Raw genomic sequence first — 16,163 nt, 5'->3', positions numbered from 1 at the left:
GAGGGGATGGCGATTATGTCGCGCGCGGCAGAACAGGCGGGACGGGCATTGCTGGCCGTGGGCGGGCTGGTGCGCCGCGCCGAGGTTTCCGCGGACGGGCGCACGCTGCACCAGATCGGTGGCCGGGAGGCCGACGCGTTCTACCGGGACCGGTGGTCCTATGACAAGGTGGTGCGCTCCACGCACGGGGTGAACTGCACCGGGTCGTGTTCCTGGAAGGTGTATGTTCGCGACGGGATCATCACCTGGGAGCAGCAGCAGACCGACTATCCCAGCGTCGGGGCGGACAGGCCGGAGTACGAGCCGCGTGGCTGCCCGCGCGGGGCGGCGTTTTCCTGGTATACGTATTCGCCCACGAGAGTGCGCTACCCGTACGCGCGCGGGGTGCTGGTGCAGATGTATCGCGAGGCGAAGACACGTCTTGGCGATCCGGTGGCGGCGTGGGCCGACATTCAGGCCGATCCCGAGCGGCGGCGGGCCTACCAGCGGGCGCGGGGCAAGGGCGGCCTGGTGCGCATCTCGTGGGACGAGGCGCAGGAAATCGTGGCGGCCGCGCATGTGCACGCCATCAAGGAGTACGGGCCGGACCGGGTCGCCGGGTTCTCCCCGATCCCGGCGATGTCGATGGTGTCGCACGCCGTTGGCGCCCGGTTCATCAGCCTGATCGGCGGGTCGATGCTTTCTTTCTACGACTGGTACGCCGACCTGCCCGTGGCCTCACCGCAAATGTTCGGCGACCAGACCGACGTGCCGGAGTCCGGTGACTGGTGGGACGCCTCCTATCTGGTGATGTGGGGCTCCAATGTGCCGGTGACCCGCACCCCCGACGCGCATTGGATGGCCGAGGCCCGCTACCGCGGCCAGAAGGTCGTCGTGGTGTCGCCGGACTACGCCGACAACGTGAAGTTCGCCGACGAGTGGCTGCCTGCCCAGCCGGGAACCGATGGCGCGCTGGCGATGGCGATGGGCCACGTCATCCTCAAAGAGTTCTTCGTCGACAAGAGCACGCCGCGTTTCGCCGACTACGTCTCGCGCTACACGGATCTGCCTTACCTGATCGCCTTGGAGCCGTTGGACGGTGGGGGATACCGGCCGGGCAAGTTCGTCAACGCCGCCGATCTCGGCGAGACCGATGCGGAGGCCGCGTTCCGCCCGGTGGTGTGGGATTCCGCCAGCGACACGCCCGTGGTGCCCAACGGGTCGCTGGGGCACCGCTACGCCGAGGCGGGTGTCGGCAGATGGAACCTCGACCTGGGTGCCGTCGTGCCCAGGCTGAGCTGTGCCGGCGGCGCACCGGCCGAAGTGGTGTTGCCGCGTTTCGACAACGACCTGCCGAGTCTGACCCGCCGTGGTGTGCCGACCGCTCAGGTTGCCGGGAAGCTCGTCACCACTGTCTACGACCTGATGCTCGCGCAGTACGGGGTGTCGCGGCCCGGCATGCCCGGCCAATGGCCGAGCGGTTACGACGACCCGTCGCAGCCGTACACCCCGGCCTGGCAGGAGCCGATCACGGGCGTGCCGGCCGTGGCGGTGGCCCGCATCGCCCGCGAGTTCGCCGACAATGCCGAGCGATCGGGTGGCCGGTCGATGATTCTTATGGGGGCCGGTACCAATCACTGGTTCCACTCCGACACCACCTACCGCGCGATGCTGGCCCTGACCACGCTGACCGGATGCCAGGGCGTCAACGGCGGCGGGTGGGCGCACTACGTAGGGCAGGAGAAGTGCCGCCCGGTCACCGGCTGGGCGCACCTGGCCTTCGGGCTGGACTGGTCACGCCCGCCCCGGCAGATGATCGGCACCGCTTACTGGTATTTGCACACCGACCAGTGGCGCTACGACCACTACGGCTCCGACGTGCTGGCGTCACCATTGGCCCGGGGCGAGTTCGCCGGCAAACACACCGCGGACCTGCTGGCCAAGTCGGCACGGCTGGGCTGGATGCCATCGATGCCCACCTTCGACCGCAACCCGCTCGACGTCGCCGACGAAGCGTTAAAGTCCAATCCGGACGATCCGGCCGCCCATGTCGCGCAATCGCTCGTAGATGGCAAGCTCGGATTCGCCTGCACCGACCCGGATGCGCCGCAGAACTGGCCACGGGTGCTGACGGTGTGGCGGGCCAACCTGCTGGGTTCGTCGGCAAAAGGCAACGAGTATTTCCTGCGCCATCTTCTGGGTACAGATTCCTCGCTGCGCGCCGACGAGGCGTCGCCGGAGAAACGGCCCCAGGACGTGGTCTGGCACGAGGAAGCCCCGCAGGGCAAGCTGGATCTGTTGCTGTCACTGGACTTTCGGATGACGTCGACCACATTGTTCTCCGACGTGGTGCTGCCGGCCGCCACCTGGTACGAGAAGCACGACCTGAACACCACCGACATGCACCCGTTCATCCACGCGTTCACCCCGGCCATCGCGCCGCCGTGGCAGACCCGCACCGACTTCACCGCTTTCCACGGCATCGCCCAGGCGTTTTCGCAACTCGCCGGACCACATCTTGGCGTGCGCAACGACATGGTGGCCGCGCCACTGTTACACGACACGCCCGACGCCCTCGCCACGCCCGGGGGTGTGGTGCGCGACTGGAAAACCGGCCAGGCGGAAGCGGTACCCGGCAAAACAATGCCCAAATTCGTTGTGGTGCAACGCGACTACGGCGCGATCGCGGAGAAGATGGCTGCGCTCGGCCCGCTGCTGGACCGGCTCGGCACCACCACTAAAGCCGTCACTGTCGACGTCCAACCGGAGGTCGAGTATCTGCGCGGTGTCAATGGCACTGTTCGCGGTGGCGCTGCCGACGGGCGGCCCCGGCTGGACACCGACATCCGAGCGTGCGAGGCGATTCTGGCCCTTTCCGGGACAACCAACGGCCGCGTCGCCACCGAAGGCTTCCAGTTTCTCGAGCGGCGCACCGGGCAGCGGCTCGCCGATCTGGCCGCAGAGCATGAGGGTAAACAGATCCGCTTCGCCGACTGCCAGTCGCGGCCGGTGCCGGTGATCACGAGCCCGGAATGGTCGGGCAGCGAACACGGCGGCAGGCGCTATTCGCCTTTCACCATCAACGTGGAGCGGCTCAAACCCTGGCACACCCTGACCGGACGGCAGCATTTCTATCTCGACCACGACTGGATGCAGGAGCTGGGCGAGGAACTGCCGGTCTTCCGGCCGCCGCTGGACATGCACAAGCTTTTCGGCGAGCCCAGACTGGGCCGCAACGGCGAGCTGGAACTGACCGTGCGGTACCTGACGCCGCATTCGAAATGGTCGATCCATTCCGAATACCAGGACAACCTCATCATGCTCACCCTGTCGCGTGGAGGCCCGACGATGTGGATGAGCGAGGCCGACGCGGCGAAGATCGGCGTTGCCGACAACGAGTGGATAGAAGCGGTCAACCGCAACGGTGTCGTGGTATGCCGGGCCGTGGTGACCCACAAGATGCCCGAAGGCACCGTATACATGTACCACGCCCAGGAGCGGGTCATCGATGTGCCGAAAGCCGAGACCAACGGCCGCCGCGGTGGCATCCACAACTCGCTGACCCGGCTGCTCATCAAACCAAGCCATCTCATCGGCGGGTACGCGCAACTGTCATTCGCCTTCAACTACCTCGGCCCGACCGGCAACCAACGCGACGAGGTCACCGTGATCCGCCGCCGCTCCCAGGAGGTGCAGTACTGATGCGCGTGATGGCTCAGATGGCGATGGTGATGAACCTCGACAAGTGCATCGGCTGCCACACCTGCTCGGTCACCTGCAAACAAGCGTGGACGAACCGTTCCGGTGTGGAGTATGTGTGGTTCAACAACGTCGAATCCCGCCCCGGGCAGGGCTATCCGCGCACCTACGAGAACCAGGACCGGTGGCAGGGTGGCTGGACGCGCACCCGTTCCGGCCGGCTCAAGCCACGAGCCGGTGGCAGGCTCAAAAAGCTGTTGAGTATCTTCGCCAACCCGAAGCTGCCGGCGATGGCCGACTACTACGAGCCCTGGACCTACGATTACGAGCATCTGCTCACGGCACCTGCGGGTGACGACACTCCCGTGGCCCGGCCCAAATCATTGCTCACCGGCAAGGACACCAAAGTCACCTGGTCGGCGAACTGGGACGACTCTCTGGCCGGTGGCAACGAAATCGCTGCGGGCGACCCGATTCTGGCCAAGATCTCCGACACCGTGCGGCAGGAATACGAGAAGGCGTTCCTGTTCTTCCTTCCCCGCATCTGCGAACACTGCCTCAACCCGTCGTGCGCCGCGTCGTGCCCGTCCGGGGCGATATACAAGCGGGCCGAGGACGGCATCGTGCTTGTCGACCAGGACCGGTGCCGCGGCTGGCGGATGTGTGTCACCGGCTGCCCGTACAAGAAAATCTATTTCAATCACCGCACCGGCAAAGCCGAAAAGTGCACGTTCTGCTTTCCCCGCATCGAAATCGGCCAGCCCACCATCTGTTCGGAAACCTGTGTCGGGCGGCTGCGCTACATCGGGCTGATGCTCTACGACGCCGATCGGGTCGGAAAAGCAGCTGCGGTCAAGGATGAGCACGAGTTGTATGCGGCGCAGCGTTCGGTGTTCCTCGACCCCAACGATGCGCAGGTGGTCGCCGCCGCCCGCGCTGCCGGCATCCCCGACGACTGGATCGGCGCGGCGCAGCTGTCGCCGATCTGGGATCTCATCATGAGGTACGAGGTGGCGCTGCCGCTGCATCCGGAATACCGCACGATGCCGATGGTCTGGTACATCCCGCCGCTGTCGCCGGTCGTCGACATCTTGCGCGACACCGGCCACGACGGCGAGGACATGGACAACCTGTTCGGCGCGGTCGACGCCCTGCGCATCCCGGTGGATTATCTTGCCGGCCTGTTCACGGCAGGTGACCCGGCTCCGGTGACCGCCGTGCTGCGCCGGCTCGCGGCGATGCGCGCCTACCAGCGCCGCATCAACCTCGGCGAACAGCCGGATGAGACGATCGCCGAGGCCGTTGGCATGACCGGTCAGCAGATCGACGACATGTACCGGCTGCTGGCCATCGCCAAATACGAGGACCGTTATGTCATACCGGCTGCCCACGCCGAGCAGGCCCATCGCCTGGAACAGCTGGGCTCCGAGTGCAGCCTGGACTACGAAGGCGGACCCGGCATGGGCGGGTCAGGACCGTTCGGCGAGTCCTCCGGCACCCCGGCACCCATCGACGTGGAGAACTTTCACATGCTGCGCAACCGCCAGACCGCCGACTCGTCGGCCGCGCCCGACGATAAGGCCACCCGGGTCAACCTGCTCAACTGGGACGGCAAGGGCCGGCCCGAAGGCCTCTTCCCGCCAAAGACCGATGGAGGCGAAGCGTGACCCAGCATGCGTGGCGTCCTGTCGCCGCCCGAGCGGCGTCGCTGCTGATGCGCTACCCGGACGGCGAAGCCCTTGCGGCGTTGCCGACGCTGACGGCGGCGCTGGAAACCCTTCCGGTGGCGGTGGCCGAGCCGTTGCGGCTGGCTGCCCAGCACCGGGCGAGCCACGATCCGGCCCACCTCGCCACCGCCTACGTCGAGCTGTTCGACTTCCGCCGCCGCTGCTGCCTGCACCTGACCTATTACACGGCGGGTGACACCCGCAAACGCGGCGAAGCCCTCGTCATCTTCGCCGCCGCGTACAAGGCGGCCGGTCTGCAGGTTCTGGACGGTGAGCTGCCCGACTATCTGCCGGCCGTATTGGATCTGGCCGCCATGGACGACGGTGGCTGGCGGCTGCTGCGCGAGAACCGCGTCGGCCTCGACCTGCTGGCCGATGCGCTGACCGCCGAGAACTCCGCCTACCGGCATGTCATCGAGGCGGTCCGGGGGATGCTGCCACCGGCGCAACCCGGCGACATCGCCGCGGCAATTCGCCTGGCTCGCTCCGGCCCGCCGGTGGAGCAGGTCGGCCTGGAACCATTCGCCTTCGTCGACACCACCGGAGGCCGTCGATGAACGTTCTGCTCTGGGTGGTCTACCCATATCTGGCCATGGCGGTGCTTGCCGGCGGGCTGATCTGGCGCTACCGCTACGACAAGTTCGGCTGGACGACCCGGTCCTCCCAGCTCTACGAAACCTCGGTGCTGCGCTGGGGCAGCCCGCTTTTCCACTTCGGCGTGCTGATGGTCCTGATTGGACACATAGGCGGGTTGCTCATCCCCAAATCGTGGACCGAAGCTGTTGGCATCACCGAGCATGCCTATCACCTGATGGCCGTGTTCATCGGGACGATAGCCGGCTTCAGCACACTGATCGGCATGGCCATCCTGATCGCCCGGCGCCGTCTCACCGGACCGGTCTTCGCGGCCACCACCAAAAACGACAAGGCCATGTATGTCGTTCTGGCAGCCGTCATCGTGCTCGGGCTGTGGGCGACCGTGCGGGCCAATGTCGCCGGCGAAGGCTACGACTACCGGGAAACCGTTGCCCCGTGGTTCCGGTCGCTGTTCTATCTCAGCCCCGACCCTGAGGTTATGGCGGGCGTCCCGGTCGGCTTCCAGATCCACATCATCGCCGCCTTCGCGCTGTTCGCATTCTGGCCCTTCACCCGCCTTGTCCACGCGTTCAGCGCCCCAGTCGGTTACCTCACCCGCCCGTACGTGGTCTACCGCAGCCGCGATCCCCGTCCCGGCCTGCGCCCCACCCGGCCCGGCTGGGAAGGCCCGCCGCAACTGCCCACCCGCAACCGCGACTGATGCCCAACGCCGACAACGCCGGCCCTAACTTTCCGAGGTGAGACGATGAGCACGACGCCGCGCGGGGGCGCGACCCGCAATCTGGTGCTGGCCACGATCGGGTTCACCGTGAACTTCTGGGCTTGGGCACTGCTCGGCCCGCTCGCCCCCGGCGTCAAGGAACGCCTGGGCCTCGGCTTTGCCGCGCAATCCCTTCTGGTGGCGGTACCCGTATTGGTCGGCTCGCTCGGCAGGATCCCGGTCGGCGCGCTCACCGACCGGTACGGGGCCCGGATCATGTTCCCGATCGTCAGCCTCGCCACGGTCGTGCCCGTCCTCACGCTGAGCGTCGTGTCTTCTTACTCTGCACTGATCGTCGCCGGATTCTTCCTCGGCCTCGGCGGCACCACCTTCGCTGTCGGGGTGCCGCTGGTCTCCGGCTGGTATCCACCGGCGCGCAAAGGATTCGCCCTCGGCGTGTTCGGCATCGGCACAGGCGGCACCGCCATCGCCAACTTCACCACGGTCAAGTTCGCCGACACCTACGGCCCGGACGCCCCATTCCTCATCGTGGCAGCGATCCTGGTCGTCTACGCGGTCGTGGCGTTCCTGTTCATCCGCGACGCGCCAAATCGCCCGCGTCCCACCGGTTCGGCGTGGGCCCGCACCGTCGACGTCGGCCGGCTCGCCATCACCTGGCAATTGTGTTTCCTTTATGCCGTCGGGTTCGGCGGATTCGTCGCGTTCAGCGTTTACCTACCCGCCTACCTCAAAACCGCTTATGGCCTTAGTGCCAACGATGCCGCCTTGCGGACCGCCGGCTTCGTCGTGCTCGCCGTCATCGCCCGGCCCACCGGCGGCTGGCTCTCGGACCGATTCCACCCGGTTGCCGTGCTGGTGTGGAGCTTCTCCGGGGTCGCGCTCCTGGCCGTGGTCCAAGCGTTCCAGCCGCCGCTGATCCCGTTGGCCACCATGGCCTTCCTCGGCATGGCCGCCCTGCTCGGAGCCGCCAGCGGCGCAGTCTTCGCCCTCGTCGGCAAACTTGCGCCCGCAGACAAGGTCGGCAGTGTGACCGGCGTTGTCGGCGCCGCCGGCGGCCTCGGTGGCTTCGTCCCACCGTTGATCATGGGCTGGGTATACGGCGTCGAGGGGTCCTACGCCATCGGGCTGATGCTGCTGTCGGATGTCGCACTGGCTGCCGCCGTGTACACCGCCGTCAAAATGAGCGGCCTCGCCCATCGCTCTACAGCCGGGTCATGAGGCCGCTCGCTATGCCCGCACCAGGCTGATGACCTCCTCCGGTGGCCGTCGCGGCGTTGCTGGTGGCTCGCCGGTCTGCGGGTGTCCGAGTCTGACGGCGACCTGGGGGTACCCGCTTGGCAATATCTGGCGAAGCTGCTCGCGGATGGCGCCAGCCTCGGTCACGTCGCTGATGGGTGCCGTGCCGAGCCCAGCGGCGGTCGCGGTGAGCAGGATGGCCGACAAGCTCATGCCCGCGCTTAGCCAAGACCCTGTGGAATCGGTGTCGGTGTAGACGATCGCGTAAAGCGCGCCGAAGTCATTGTCGGAACCGGCGGGCAAGGTGTCGCCACCGAACGGCGCGAAGTCTCGGACCGGGACGCGCCGGGCGCTCGCTTCCACTGCCGTCTCGACGGGTACCCCATCACCGCTCCACAGTGGACGATGAGTCCAATCGGCGAGCTCGACGCGATAGTCCGGATTGGACAGATGTAGCGCACCGGCCGCGACCGCGGCAAGGGCCAGCGTGGCCAGGTGCTGGTATGGCACCTGGTACAGGTGTGCGCCTTGCTGCGCGCACGCGGCGACGAGCCGGTCGAGCGTGTGGGCGGGAACGGGTGCTTGGCTGAACGGCCGGCGATCAGTGCGCCGCGTGGTGATTGCTCGGCGCAGCTGGGCTAGCGTGCGTCCGCTGGCGGCCTCGCCGGACAGGTGCAACACAGCCAGCAGGTCACGGTCGGCTGGATCGGGAAGCAGCACCGTGTCGACGGCGTTGCCGGCGAGGGCGGTCGTGGCGTGGTGCAACGCAACCCCGCAGCTGATCGTCAACAGCCGGGCATCCGGGTCGACGACACGCAGTTGTCTGGTCCGATCCGCGCGCAATTCGAGGCGGTCGGGTCCGACCGCCCACAGCCATGGCTGAGTGTTGAATATCGATGGGGCGGCCAGCGCAAGGCGGGCTGCATCGTATAGAACCTGCTGCACGGTCTCGTTCATGACAGGACCCTTCGCCGTGGTGCGCCGGTGAAAGAGTGGTTCCTCCCTACCCCCATTGCACCTGTGGCGCTGGCCGGCCGGCAGGGCCGAAGGTCCCGCCCCGCGCGACCTTGGCCCCACCGTGAATCCGCTGAACGTCACCGGCGGGCGCGGCTGCCCGCAGCGGTCATGGCTGGCTCAGCCGGGATGACTGGTGCGCCCAGCAGGGTCAGATAGGTATTGTTGGCATGCTGGAAACCCATCTGCCCCAGAAAATCCTTGAACGTCTTGTTGACCAGATTCGGGTCGTAGAGCTGATACGGATGCGCTGGGTCGTCATTGAGCAGGACCGCAACGCCCGGCTGGACGTAGGCGTTGCCATGCGCAGAGCCGATGAGCAGCTCGATGGTTGCCTTCACCTCATCGGTCGCCGCAGGCCCCGGCGATGGATACCAGCCGGTGACCGCATTGAGGTCAGCCTTGACCCATGCCTGTGGCACCACGTCGTAGGCGTTGACTGTGCGTTGGTAGGCCGCCCACTTCACCGACATAAAGTATTGGGCGAAGCTGTCCAGGCCGGCAGTGGGCGCGGCGAATGTGTATACCGCGAAGGCAGGCGTGTTGGTCCAGGATTGCGCCTGAAGGTAAAGCGACACCATGGTCGCCACACAGCCGCCAAGGCTGTGGCCAGTGACGTAGACGGTGGGCCGCGGCGTGGTTGGCGCCGAACCCAGAATGCTGTTAAGCGCTTGAATCAAAGTGGTGCCGGGATAGTTTCCGCAATTTGCGGTCTGCGGCGACTGCGCGTTGACGATCTCGGTGAACGCGTCCATCGCGCCCTTCGAGACCGAAATGGGGCTAGGCGATCCGCCCGCGGTGAACGGGACAACCGTGCCCACTTCGAAATCCTGGAGAATGTCGAGCACCGAAGCGCTCGTGCCGCGGATGGCGACCGCGAACTCGTTCTTTCCGGCGGCGGAGTTCTTCGCGATATAGCACAGGTTTGCGCTATCCGAAGTCAATGCGAGCCACACCGGTGCCCACGTGCCACTTGTGGCGAGGCCTGAGTCGGTCAGATAGCTATTTATCCCAGCAAAAATCCGGGCCGCATGCTCATCTGGGTCCTCGCCAGGCGGATGCGGTGCGGCGTTAGTGGTAGCAAGGGCTGCCAATGTCATTGTCACTTGCTGCGGCGTTGCCATTTCATCTCCTTGAGTTGGGCTGATACCCAATAGACACCGTATGTAATCGGCGGTCCGATGACCCGGATATCGACACATTGGGAACGCCCAACACCAATGACGCCGTGCAGTCCTATTTAGACAATACAAATGTTCCGTTGTGGAACGACGCCTGCACCTTCGGCTTCGTGCTGGTGCCAACGGCGCGCCTTACCCGAACGGCTCTGCTGGCCTCGCTCGCAGGGCGGTCGATGGGTCCTCTGCCTCAACCTCGCGCAGCTGCGCCGCCACGGCCTTTTGTTCGGGCGAGAGGCGCTCGGCGTGGCGGAGCCACCATCCCGGACCCCATCGCAGCACCTTGCCGTAGACGGTGAGGATCAGGCCGGCGTCGAACGTCTTGGCGGGCGTGCGTACGCAACGCACCAAGGGATCGTGATCTGGCTCGAAGGTGTATGCGCCGGTCGCAGGCTCGTATCGGCGGACGGCTTCGGCGAAGCAGTCGAAGAAGACCCACGCGCTGCCATCATCTGGCGCATAACAAAGCACGCGTTGGCCGACAATGAGGCTTGGCGTCCCGTACATCGCGTCGACCTCACTGCGACGCACGTCGTGTTCGTTGAACCGCTCTCGCACCCCGGCCATGAGCTCGCTCCAGGCATCCTTGCTTAACGTCCTGTCCACGGCGAGGTAGCCCAGGCGGTGGAATTGCTCGGCGAACACCGATGCGACCTCTTCCACATAGCGGCCTTCGCTGCCGAATAACGCGGTAAATGGCCCGACCACCCCGAACTTGCCGTAGCCGTCTATCACCTGGTCGACACTGTCTTGATCGGCTTCGCGTTCGTCCAGGAAACATAGATCGGCCAGCAAAGTACGCGCTTGGACGTCGTATGCACGCCCGTCGGCGGCGTACATGCCGGGTCGTGTGACGAACCGTGGCAACATCCCAAGCCACCGCAACCGAAGATCAACTGCTGAGCGCACGTACCCACCCTATCTGCGGGGTGAATGGATGCGACGTTGGACGATCGGGCTTGATCTAAACCCAGGTTGAGGTTTTACGATCCACGGGTGTCATTGGAGCCGTTCGCGCACCCGAACGACCTGCTCACCGTTCGGGAGGTCGTCGCCCGTACCGGGGTGGCGCCGTCCGCACTGCGGTTCTACGAGGCGCATGGGCTCATCACGACCGAGCGTAACCGCGGCAATCAGCGGCTGTACCGGCGGCACATGCTGCGGCGCATCTCGCTCATTCTCGCGGCACGGCGGCTGGGCATCCCGCTCGCCGACGTCGCGGAGATCTTCACGACGCTGCCGGCCGACGAAGCGCCCAGCCACCGGGACTGGGTGCGGGTGTCTCGTGAGTGGAAGCGCCAGCTGGAGGACAGGCGACGGTACATCATGAATCTCGAGCGACAGCTCACCGCCTGCATCGGATGCGGCTGCCTGTCGATGAAACTGTGCGATCTGCTCAACCCGGATGACCGGCTTCGCACACGCGGCCAGGGACCGGTGCGCCTGCACGAGTCCAGCGAGTGCATCGATCCCGCGTGATCTCAAGCCCGGGCGTCGTCGCGGATCTGTGGCGGCAGGGCCGCCACGAGCGCGTGGTCGCCCGCAACGGGTCCTATTCTCCGGGCCCCACCAGGAGAACCGATCGCGGCAACGAACGCGGCGTTGACGGCGGTGTATCCGATGAACTCGTCGGGAAGGTCGTCCTCGAAGTAGATGGCTTCGACTGGGCACGCCGGCTCGCAGGCACCGCAGTCGATGCACACGTCAGGATGGATGTACAACATCCGTTCGCCCTCGTAGATGCAGTCCACCGGGCACTCGTCCACGCATGCTTTGTCCATCACATCCACGCACGGCAGTGCGATCACGTAGGTCATGAGCCGACGGTAGGAGCTCAACCGCACTTGAGCGCAAGCCCGGGCATCGGACTGCGGCGCCCGCGTGAGGACTCAGGTGGACAGAAATGGCACCACGGCGGCAAGGAATTCCTGTGGGGCATCGCTATGAATGTTGTGTCCAACGGGGATTTCCACAAGCTGCGCGTTGCGCAGCATCGATCGTGCTTGCTCGAATGCCTGCTTCGAGGTGCGTGAGGCCGGACCGCCCGACAGGATCAGGACCGGTCCAACGACCGTCGGCAAAAGCTCCCACCAACTCGGGTCTGGGTCATTGAATTGGGCCATGACTGCCTGCAGCGCCCGCCAGTCGAAGTCCAGCTCTCCGGTGGGGCGTGGTGGCATGGCCACGGGTTCTGGTCGGGGCCTGGGCGGCAGCGTGTCCACGACGACCAGGTGTGCCACTCGATTCGCGGCTGCCTGGGCGACGAGCCAGGCCACGGTGGCCCCCATCGAATGACCGATGAGATCAACCCTGTCCGCGCCGATCGCGTCGAATAGTCCCAGCACGTCATCGCGCATGAGCTCGAACGAGTAGTCCCCATCGCGACTGCCCGCGCCGTAGCCACGTTGGTCGACGGCGTATACCTCATGGGTCGCGGCGAACGAGGTGACCAGATGGTCCCAGACGGTATGTGTGGTGCTGCCGCCGTGCAGCAACACTAGCGGCCGGGCACCTGGCGTGCCGGAGATGGCCACCGGCATCCGTACACCATTGACGTTGAAAAATTTCATAGAGCGGCGGCCAAACTCCGGGCGACAAAGAAGGAGGGGAGTATCACGATTGTAACCAGCGCGGCGTTGCGGCGCTGTCCCCTCGATCCTTGCGAGGACGGCTGGTTCGCCGTTGGTATTGATCATGCCAAATTTCTGGCTGTCGTCACCACGACATCATGAGCTGACTGCGAGTGGAAAACTGCTGCTGGGCCAGCAACGATCCAGATAGGAATGCCCCGGGGAGGTAGCCATGGACAAGAGACGCAGGATGCGCTTCGCTTGGCTTGCTGCGGCGATTGCCGTTCTGGTCAGTGTCGCCGGGTTGATGTTCGCGGATGTTGTTTTCTTCTCGCTGCATCCGCAGGACATGCGGGTGGAGGCCGCCCCGAGTCCCCGCCCGACACCCAGCAGCCTCGCCGCTGCTACGCCAAGTCCTGCGACGTCCTCTTCGAGCCAGCCTTCCTCGGCATCGCCCACGCCTCGACCATCTCCCAACTTCGGCAAGGTCGAGCAGGACACAGCCGGGCTCGTCACGGCAGATTCACACTGGCAGGTGCCCTCTGTATTGAATGCCGGCGAAACGGCGCGGCTCGGGCTAAGCGTCGGTTCCGGATCCGAGTTCTCCAAGAAAATCAACGAGGTCCTGGAAAACACCACGACATCGGTGGCCGCAGGACCGGTCCAGGTTGGACCAAAAGTGAGGGTGACGTTGCGCGCTGATCCTGGCGATGTGAGTATCGTGCCCTCGGAGTCTGTGGACGCCTCCGCCGGCAGCGACATCAAGATGCTTTGGACGTGGACGGTGCATCCATTCCACCCGACCAAGGCGCTGTTGTTCATGGCCTATCTTGAGGTGCCGCTTGACAACGGCTATGTCATAGCGGGCCAATTGCCGCTAAGGCTGCAGGTCCGCCGGACCGTCTCGTACACCGCCCACGAGGTCTTCACCAACTGGGCGACCTGGTCAGCCATCGCCACCACGGTCGTCGGCGTCCTCGCCTGGTTCTACCGAGCACGACGGCGCCAAAAGGGGAGAAAGTCAACCGCGGGCACCGGAGAGCGGCTTTAGGAGCTTGCCGCCCTCATGGCGTCTGCGTCGTTGGCCGTCAGGTCTGCGGTGAAAGACTTGGCGGCGTGGACCTTGACGAACTGCGCGCCGCCCTCGACAACTCGCTGCCGCCGCAGCTTGCACCGATCGTCGACACAGTGCTTTCGCTGGCGTGTCCTTCGGCGCAGCTGACGGTCAACGATGCTGGCCCGCACGCGGGCGCCTACGGCGGCCTGCCTGCGCTGCCAGCCGACGTCGAGTGGCCGCATCGGAGTGGACAGCCACTGACCCTTCTCGCCCAGCTCGACTGCGCAGTCCTCAGCGGTGTACTCGGCCCGGCATGGACATTGCCCGACCAGGGAACGTTGCTGTTCTTCTACGACGACGCCACCCTGGGCGCCGACGAACAGGCGGCCCGAGTCGTCCACGTGAACGGCCACGCACCAATGCGCCAGGCCCCAGCCGACACCGTGGTCATCCCCCAGCTGCCGCTCACCGCGACGCCATGCTGGTCGCTGCCAGAAATGGGGGCCGGCGAGCTGTCCAGCAGCATGACAGCCGACCCGCTCGGGACGCTGGATGTGCTCTCGCGGATCAGCGACCTCGTGCCACACACCCCGCACCAAGTCCTGGGATGGCTCGGCGACGGCTACTACCCGCCGCACCCGCAGCTGCGTCCGCTCCTGCAGGTGGAAGCCGAGCAGGGCACCGCCTGGGGTGAATGTGTGCGCATCGCCTTCCTCGTGCCCGACGAGGATCTCCAACAAACCCACCTGGACCGCGTGCGCATCGCCTACGAGGTCGCCTGAACCCGCACCATCAACGTGTCGGGCAAGGGTGAACCACCAAACGGTCGCCGTCCACGCCGATCAAAACCTGGCCGGTCGTCAGACTAAGCATGATCGCGCCATAACGATCTGGTGGCGTGGTCGGCGCTGCCAACACCGTGCTGGACAACAATTGACCCCCGACAATGGTTGCCAGAGGATCCGGCGGTTGCGCGGGGCCGACTCGTAACTCGCCAGAGCTGCCTGCGGCGCGGGTTTGGTATGGAGCGTCTCTGGTCATCGCCATCGTCGCGCCGAGGGGGTCCACGTCGAGCCGGATCGGGGCCTGGTATGCGAAGTGCAGCCAAATGTTTACTTCGCCAAATAGGCGGCCTTTGAACCAGTAGCGACCTGCGGTCACCCCTAGGAGCGTCCGGCCGCGCAACTCGGCAAACACCTGCTCCGCCAGCCACGGGTGGCGCAGGCTCACATCGTGATCGGGCATGCCATACGCACACCACACGGCTTTCAACGTCGCTTCGAAAACGTCGCTGCAGTTGGTGTCCACCGATGATGTCAGGATTGAGGCGATCGTAATGTGGTTGCTCCCTGGCAACGTACCCAACGCGACCCATGCCGCGATCGTTGCCGCCTGTCCAACCGCTGCAACAGTTCGATCATCGGCAAGCGTCATACCGTCACGGCCGGCCGGCACGACATCGACCTCAACGAGGGCGAACTGCGCCCAACTGGAAGTCTGCCGCGCTAACCGGAACTCACCCTTCACCACAGCACCTCTCAGCCGACAGCCAGGCAACCGAGAATAACCACCATCCAGGCCTTGTGCCGCGGCCGACAACGTCAGGGCACGCTGACCAGCGGTGTGGTGAACCGGGGCGCGATATAGGTAGGAAAGTTGCGTAGATCTACTGATGGTGACAACTGCCTATGTTTCTACCTTTGGGTCTGGCCGCTGAAACCCAGCGGTCGGCATTGGCCCACATCGGGCTGGGCCGAACCAGCGAGGAGGAACGATGACAGGAACCCTGAGTGGCCTGATGCGTGGTGGCGCGATGGTGCTCGCCACGTTCGCCACCGTGCTTGCCTTCACGACTCCGGCCAGCGCCAGCCAGCAAGCCGTGAGCAAGCCCGAGACGGCCGGTACGGCCATCACCGTGACCGAGCGGGCCGGCGCCCCGGACCTCGACGAGATCAACGCGCGTAAGCCGGCTGGAAAGCTTGTGCTGCCGAAGAAGGCCGCCGTCGGCCTCGACAGTGCGCAAACCGAAGCGACCGCCATTGTCTGCTACTACTACATCGGCAACCCGGTCGGTGGGAACAGTGTCTACTTTAGTATGTCAATCGAGTGCTACAACGGCATTCCATTGCTATTGCGTACGGAGATGCGACTGTTCAGCTACCGCGGCGGCTACCTGAGTGTGGTGCCCGGTGGCGACAACGCCTGTGAGGCTCCGTCGACCTTCTACCTTCCGTGCAACTCGAACCCGGTGCCTTGCGCCCTGGGCCTCGGGTATCAAGGCTTTGCCTTCCTCATCGGCATCGATGATTTCGGCGTGCGTCACGAGGTTGGTGTGCTCACCCAGGTGGTGAGCGTCGGCTGCTCCGTCTAACCACGACAACCATC

Annotated in this window: 15 protein-coding genes; 9 read left to right on the top strand and 6 right to left on the bottom strand. The window is 65.4% G+C overall.

Annotated features, from left to right (window positions below; genetic code table 11):
* Positions 1-15 precede the first annotated feature (15 nt).
* From Rhe02_RS29350 to Rhe02_RS29330, 5 genes are read left to right on the top strand one after another with little or no spacing between them, the layout of a single operon-like run.
* On the top strand, positions 16-3,681 hold the full coding sequence (locus Rhe02_RS29350) for a nitrate reductase subunit alpha (protein ID WP_203911634.1): 3,666 nt from the start codon (positions 16-18) through the stop codon (positions 3,679-3,681).
* A complete protein-coding gene (narH, locus tag Rhe02_RS29345; protein ID WP_203911633.1) occupies positions 3,681-5,345 on the top strand; it encodes a nitrate reductase subunit beta in 1,665 nt (554 codons plus the stop codon). The genes Rhe02_RS29350 and narH overlap by 1 nt, the downstream gene beginning before the upstream one ends.
* A 47-nt stretch (positions 5,346-5,392) precedes the next feature.
* The gene (gene narJ / locus Rhe02_RS29340; RefSeq protein WP_203911677.1) at positions 5,393-5,962 is read left to right on the top strand and encodes a nitrate reductase molybdenum cofactor assembly chaperone; all 570 of its coding nucleotides are present in this window, start codon (positions 5,393-5,395) and stop codon (positions 5,960-5,962) included.
* Positions 5,959-6,702, top strand: a complete 744-nt coding sequence (gene narI, locus Rhe02_RS29335; protein WP_203911632.1) for a respiratory nitrate reductase subunit gamma — start codon at positions 5,959-5,961, stop codon at positions 6,700-6,702. Before narJ ends, narI begins: the two co-directional genes overlap by 4 nt.
* A gap of 45 nt (positions 6,703-6,747) precedes the next feature.
* Positions 6,748-7,941, top strand: a complete 1,194-nt coding sequence (locus Rhe02_RS29330) for an MFS transporter (protein WP_203911631.1) — start codon at positions 6,748-6,750, stop codon at positions 7,939-7,941.
* A gap of 9 nt (positions 7,942-7,950) precedes the next feature.
* Here Rhe02_RS29330 and Rhe02_RS29325 read toward each other — a convergent pair whose 3' ends face one another.
* From Rhe02_RS29325 to Rhe02_RS29315, 3 genes are all read right to left on the bottom strand, one after another.
* A complete protein-coding gene (locus Rhe02_RS29325) occupies positions 7,951-8,916 on the bottom strand; it encodes a nitroreductase family protein (protein ID WP_203911630.1) in 966 nt (321 codons plus the stop codon).
* Between the two features lie 137 nt (positions 8,917-9,053).
* Positions 9,054-10,097, bottom strand: coding sequence for a lipase family protein (locus Rhe02_RS29320; protein ID WP_203911629.1), 1,044 nt, complete (start codon positions 10,095-10,097; stop codon positions 9,054-9,056).
* 189 nt (positions 10,098-10,286) lie between these two features.
* Entirely contained in the window at positions 10,287-10,991 is a 705-nt protein-coding gene (locus tag Rhe02_RS29315) for a hypothetical protein (protein WP_203911628.1), read from the bottom strand.
* Between the two features lie 156 nt (positions 10,992-11,147).
* Here Rhe02_RS29315 and soxR point away from each other — a divergent pair, with 156 nt between their 5' ends.
* The gene (gene soxR, locus Rhe02_RS29310; RefSeq protein ID WP_239124121.1) at positions 11,148-11,630 is read left to right on the top strand and encodes a redox-sensitive transcriptional activator SoxR; all 483 of its coding nucleotides are present in this window, start codon (positions 11,148-11,150) and stop codon (positions 11,628-11,630) included.
* Between the two features lie 2 nt (positions 11,631-11,632).
* Here soxR and fdxA read toward each other — a convergent pair whose 3' ends face one another.
* Both fdxA and Rhe02_RS29300 read right to left on the bottom strand, forming a co-directional pair.
* Positions 11,633-11,968, bottom strand: a complete 336-nt coding sequence (fdxA, locus tag Rhe02_RS29305; protein WP_203911627.1) for a ferredoxin — start codon at positions 11,966-11,968, stop codon at positions 11,633-11,635.
* Between the two features lie 72 nt (positions 11,969-12,040).
* The gene (locus Rhe02_RS29300) at positions 12,041-12,721 is read right to left on the bottom strand and encodes an alpha/beta fold hydrolase (RefSeq protein ID WP_239124120.1); all 681 of its coding nucleotides are present in this window, start codon (positions 12,719-12,721) and stop codon (positions 12,041-12,043) included.
* A gap of 232 nt (positions 12,722-12,953) precedes the next feature.
* Here Rhe02_RS29300 and Rhe02_RS29295 point away from each other — a divergent pair, with 232 nt between their 5' ends.
* Both Rhe02_RS29295 and Rhe02_RS29290 read left to right on the top strand, forming a co-directional pair.
* The gene (locus Rhe02_RS29295) at positions 12,954-13,772 is read left to right on the top strand and encodes a hypothetical protein (RefSeq protein ID WP_203911626.1); all 819 of its coding nucleotides are present in this window, start codon (positions 12,954-12,956) and stop codon (positions 13,770-13,772) included.
* A 65-nt stretch (positions 13,773-13,837) separates the two neighbouring features.
* On the top strand, positions 13,838-14,560 hold the full coding sequence (locus Rhe02_RS29290) for a DUF1963 domain-containing protein (protein ID WP_203911625.1): 723 nt from the start codon (positions 13,838-13,840) through the stop codon (positions 14,558-14,560).
* A 10-nt stretch (positions 14,561-14,570) separates the two neighbouring features.
* Here Rhe02_RS29290 and Rhe02_RS29285 read toward each other — a convergent pair whose 3' ends face one another.
* A complete protein-coding gene (locus Rhe02_RS29285) occupies positions 14,571-15,305 on the bottom strand; it encodes a hypothetical protein (RefSeq protein WP_203911624.1) in 735 nt (244 codons plus the stop codon).
* 247 nt (positions 15,306-15,552) lie between these two features.
* Here Rhe02_RS29285 and Rhe02_RS29280 point away from each other — a divergent pair, with 247 nt between their 5' ends.
* The gene (locus tag Rhe02_RS29280; RefSeq protein WP_203911623.1) at positions 15,553-16,149 is read left to right on the top strand and encodes a hypothetical protein; all 597 of its coding nucleotides are present in this window, start codon (positions 15,553-15,555) and stop codon (positions 16,147-16,149) included.
* Positions 16,150-16,163: the final 14 nt, after the last annotated feature.

The organism is Rhizocola hellebori (assembly GCF_016862955.1).
In the GTDB taxonomy this organism is placed as follows: domain Bacteria; phylum Actinomycetota; class Actinomycetes; order Mycobacteriales; family Micromonosporaceae; genus Rhizocola; species Rhizocola hellebori.
This window is presented reverse-complemented; position numbering and strand designations above follow the sequence as displayed.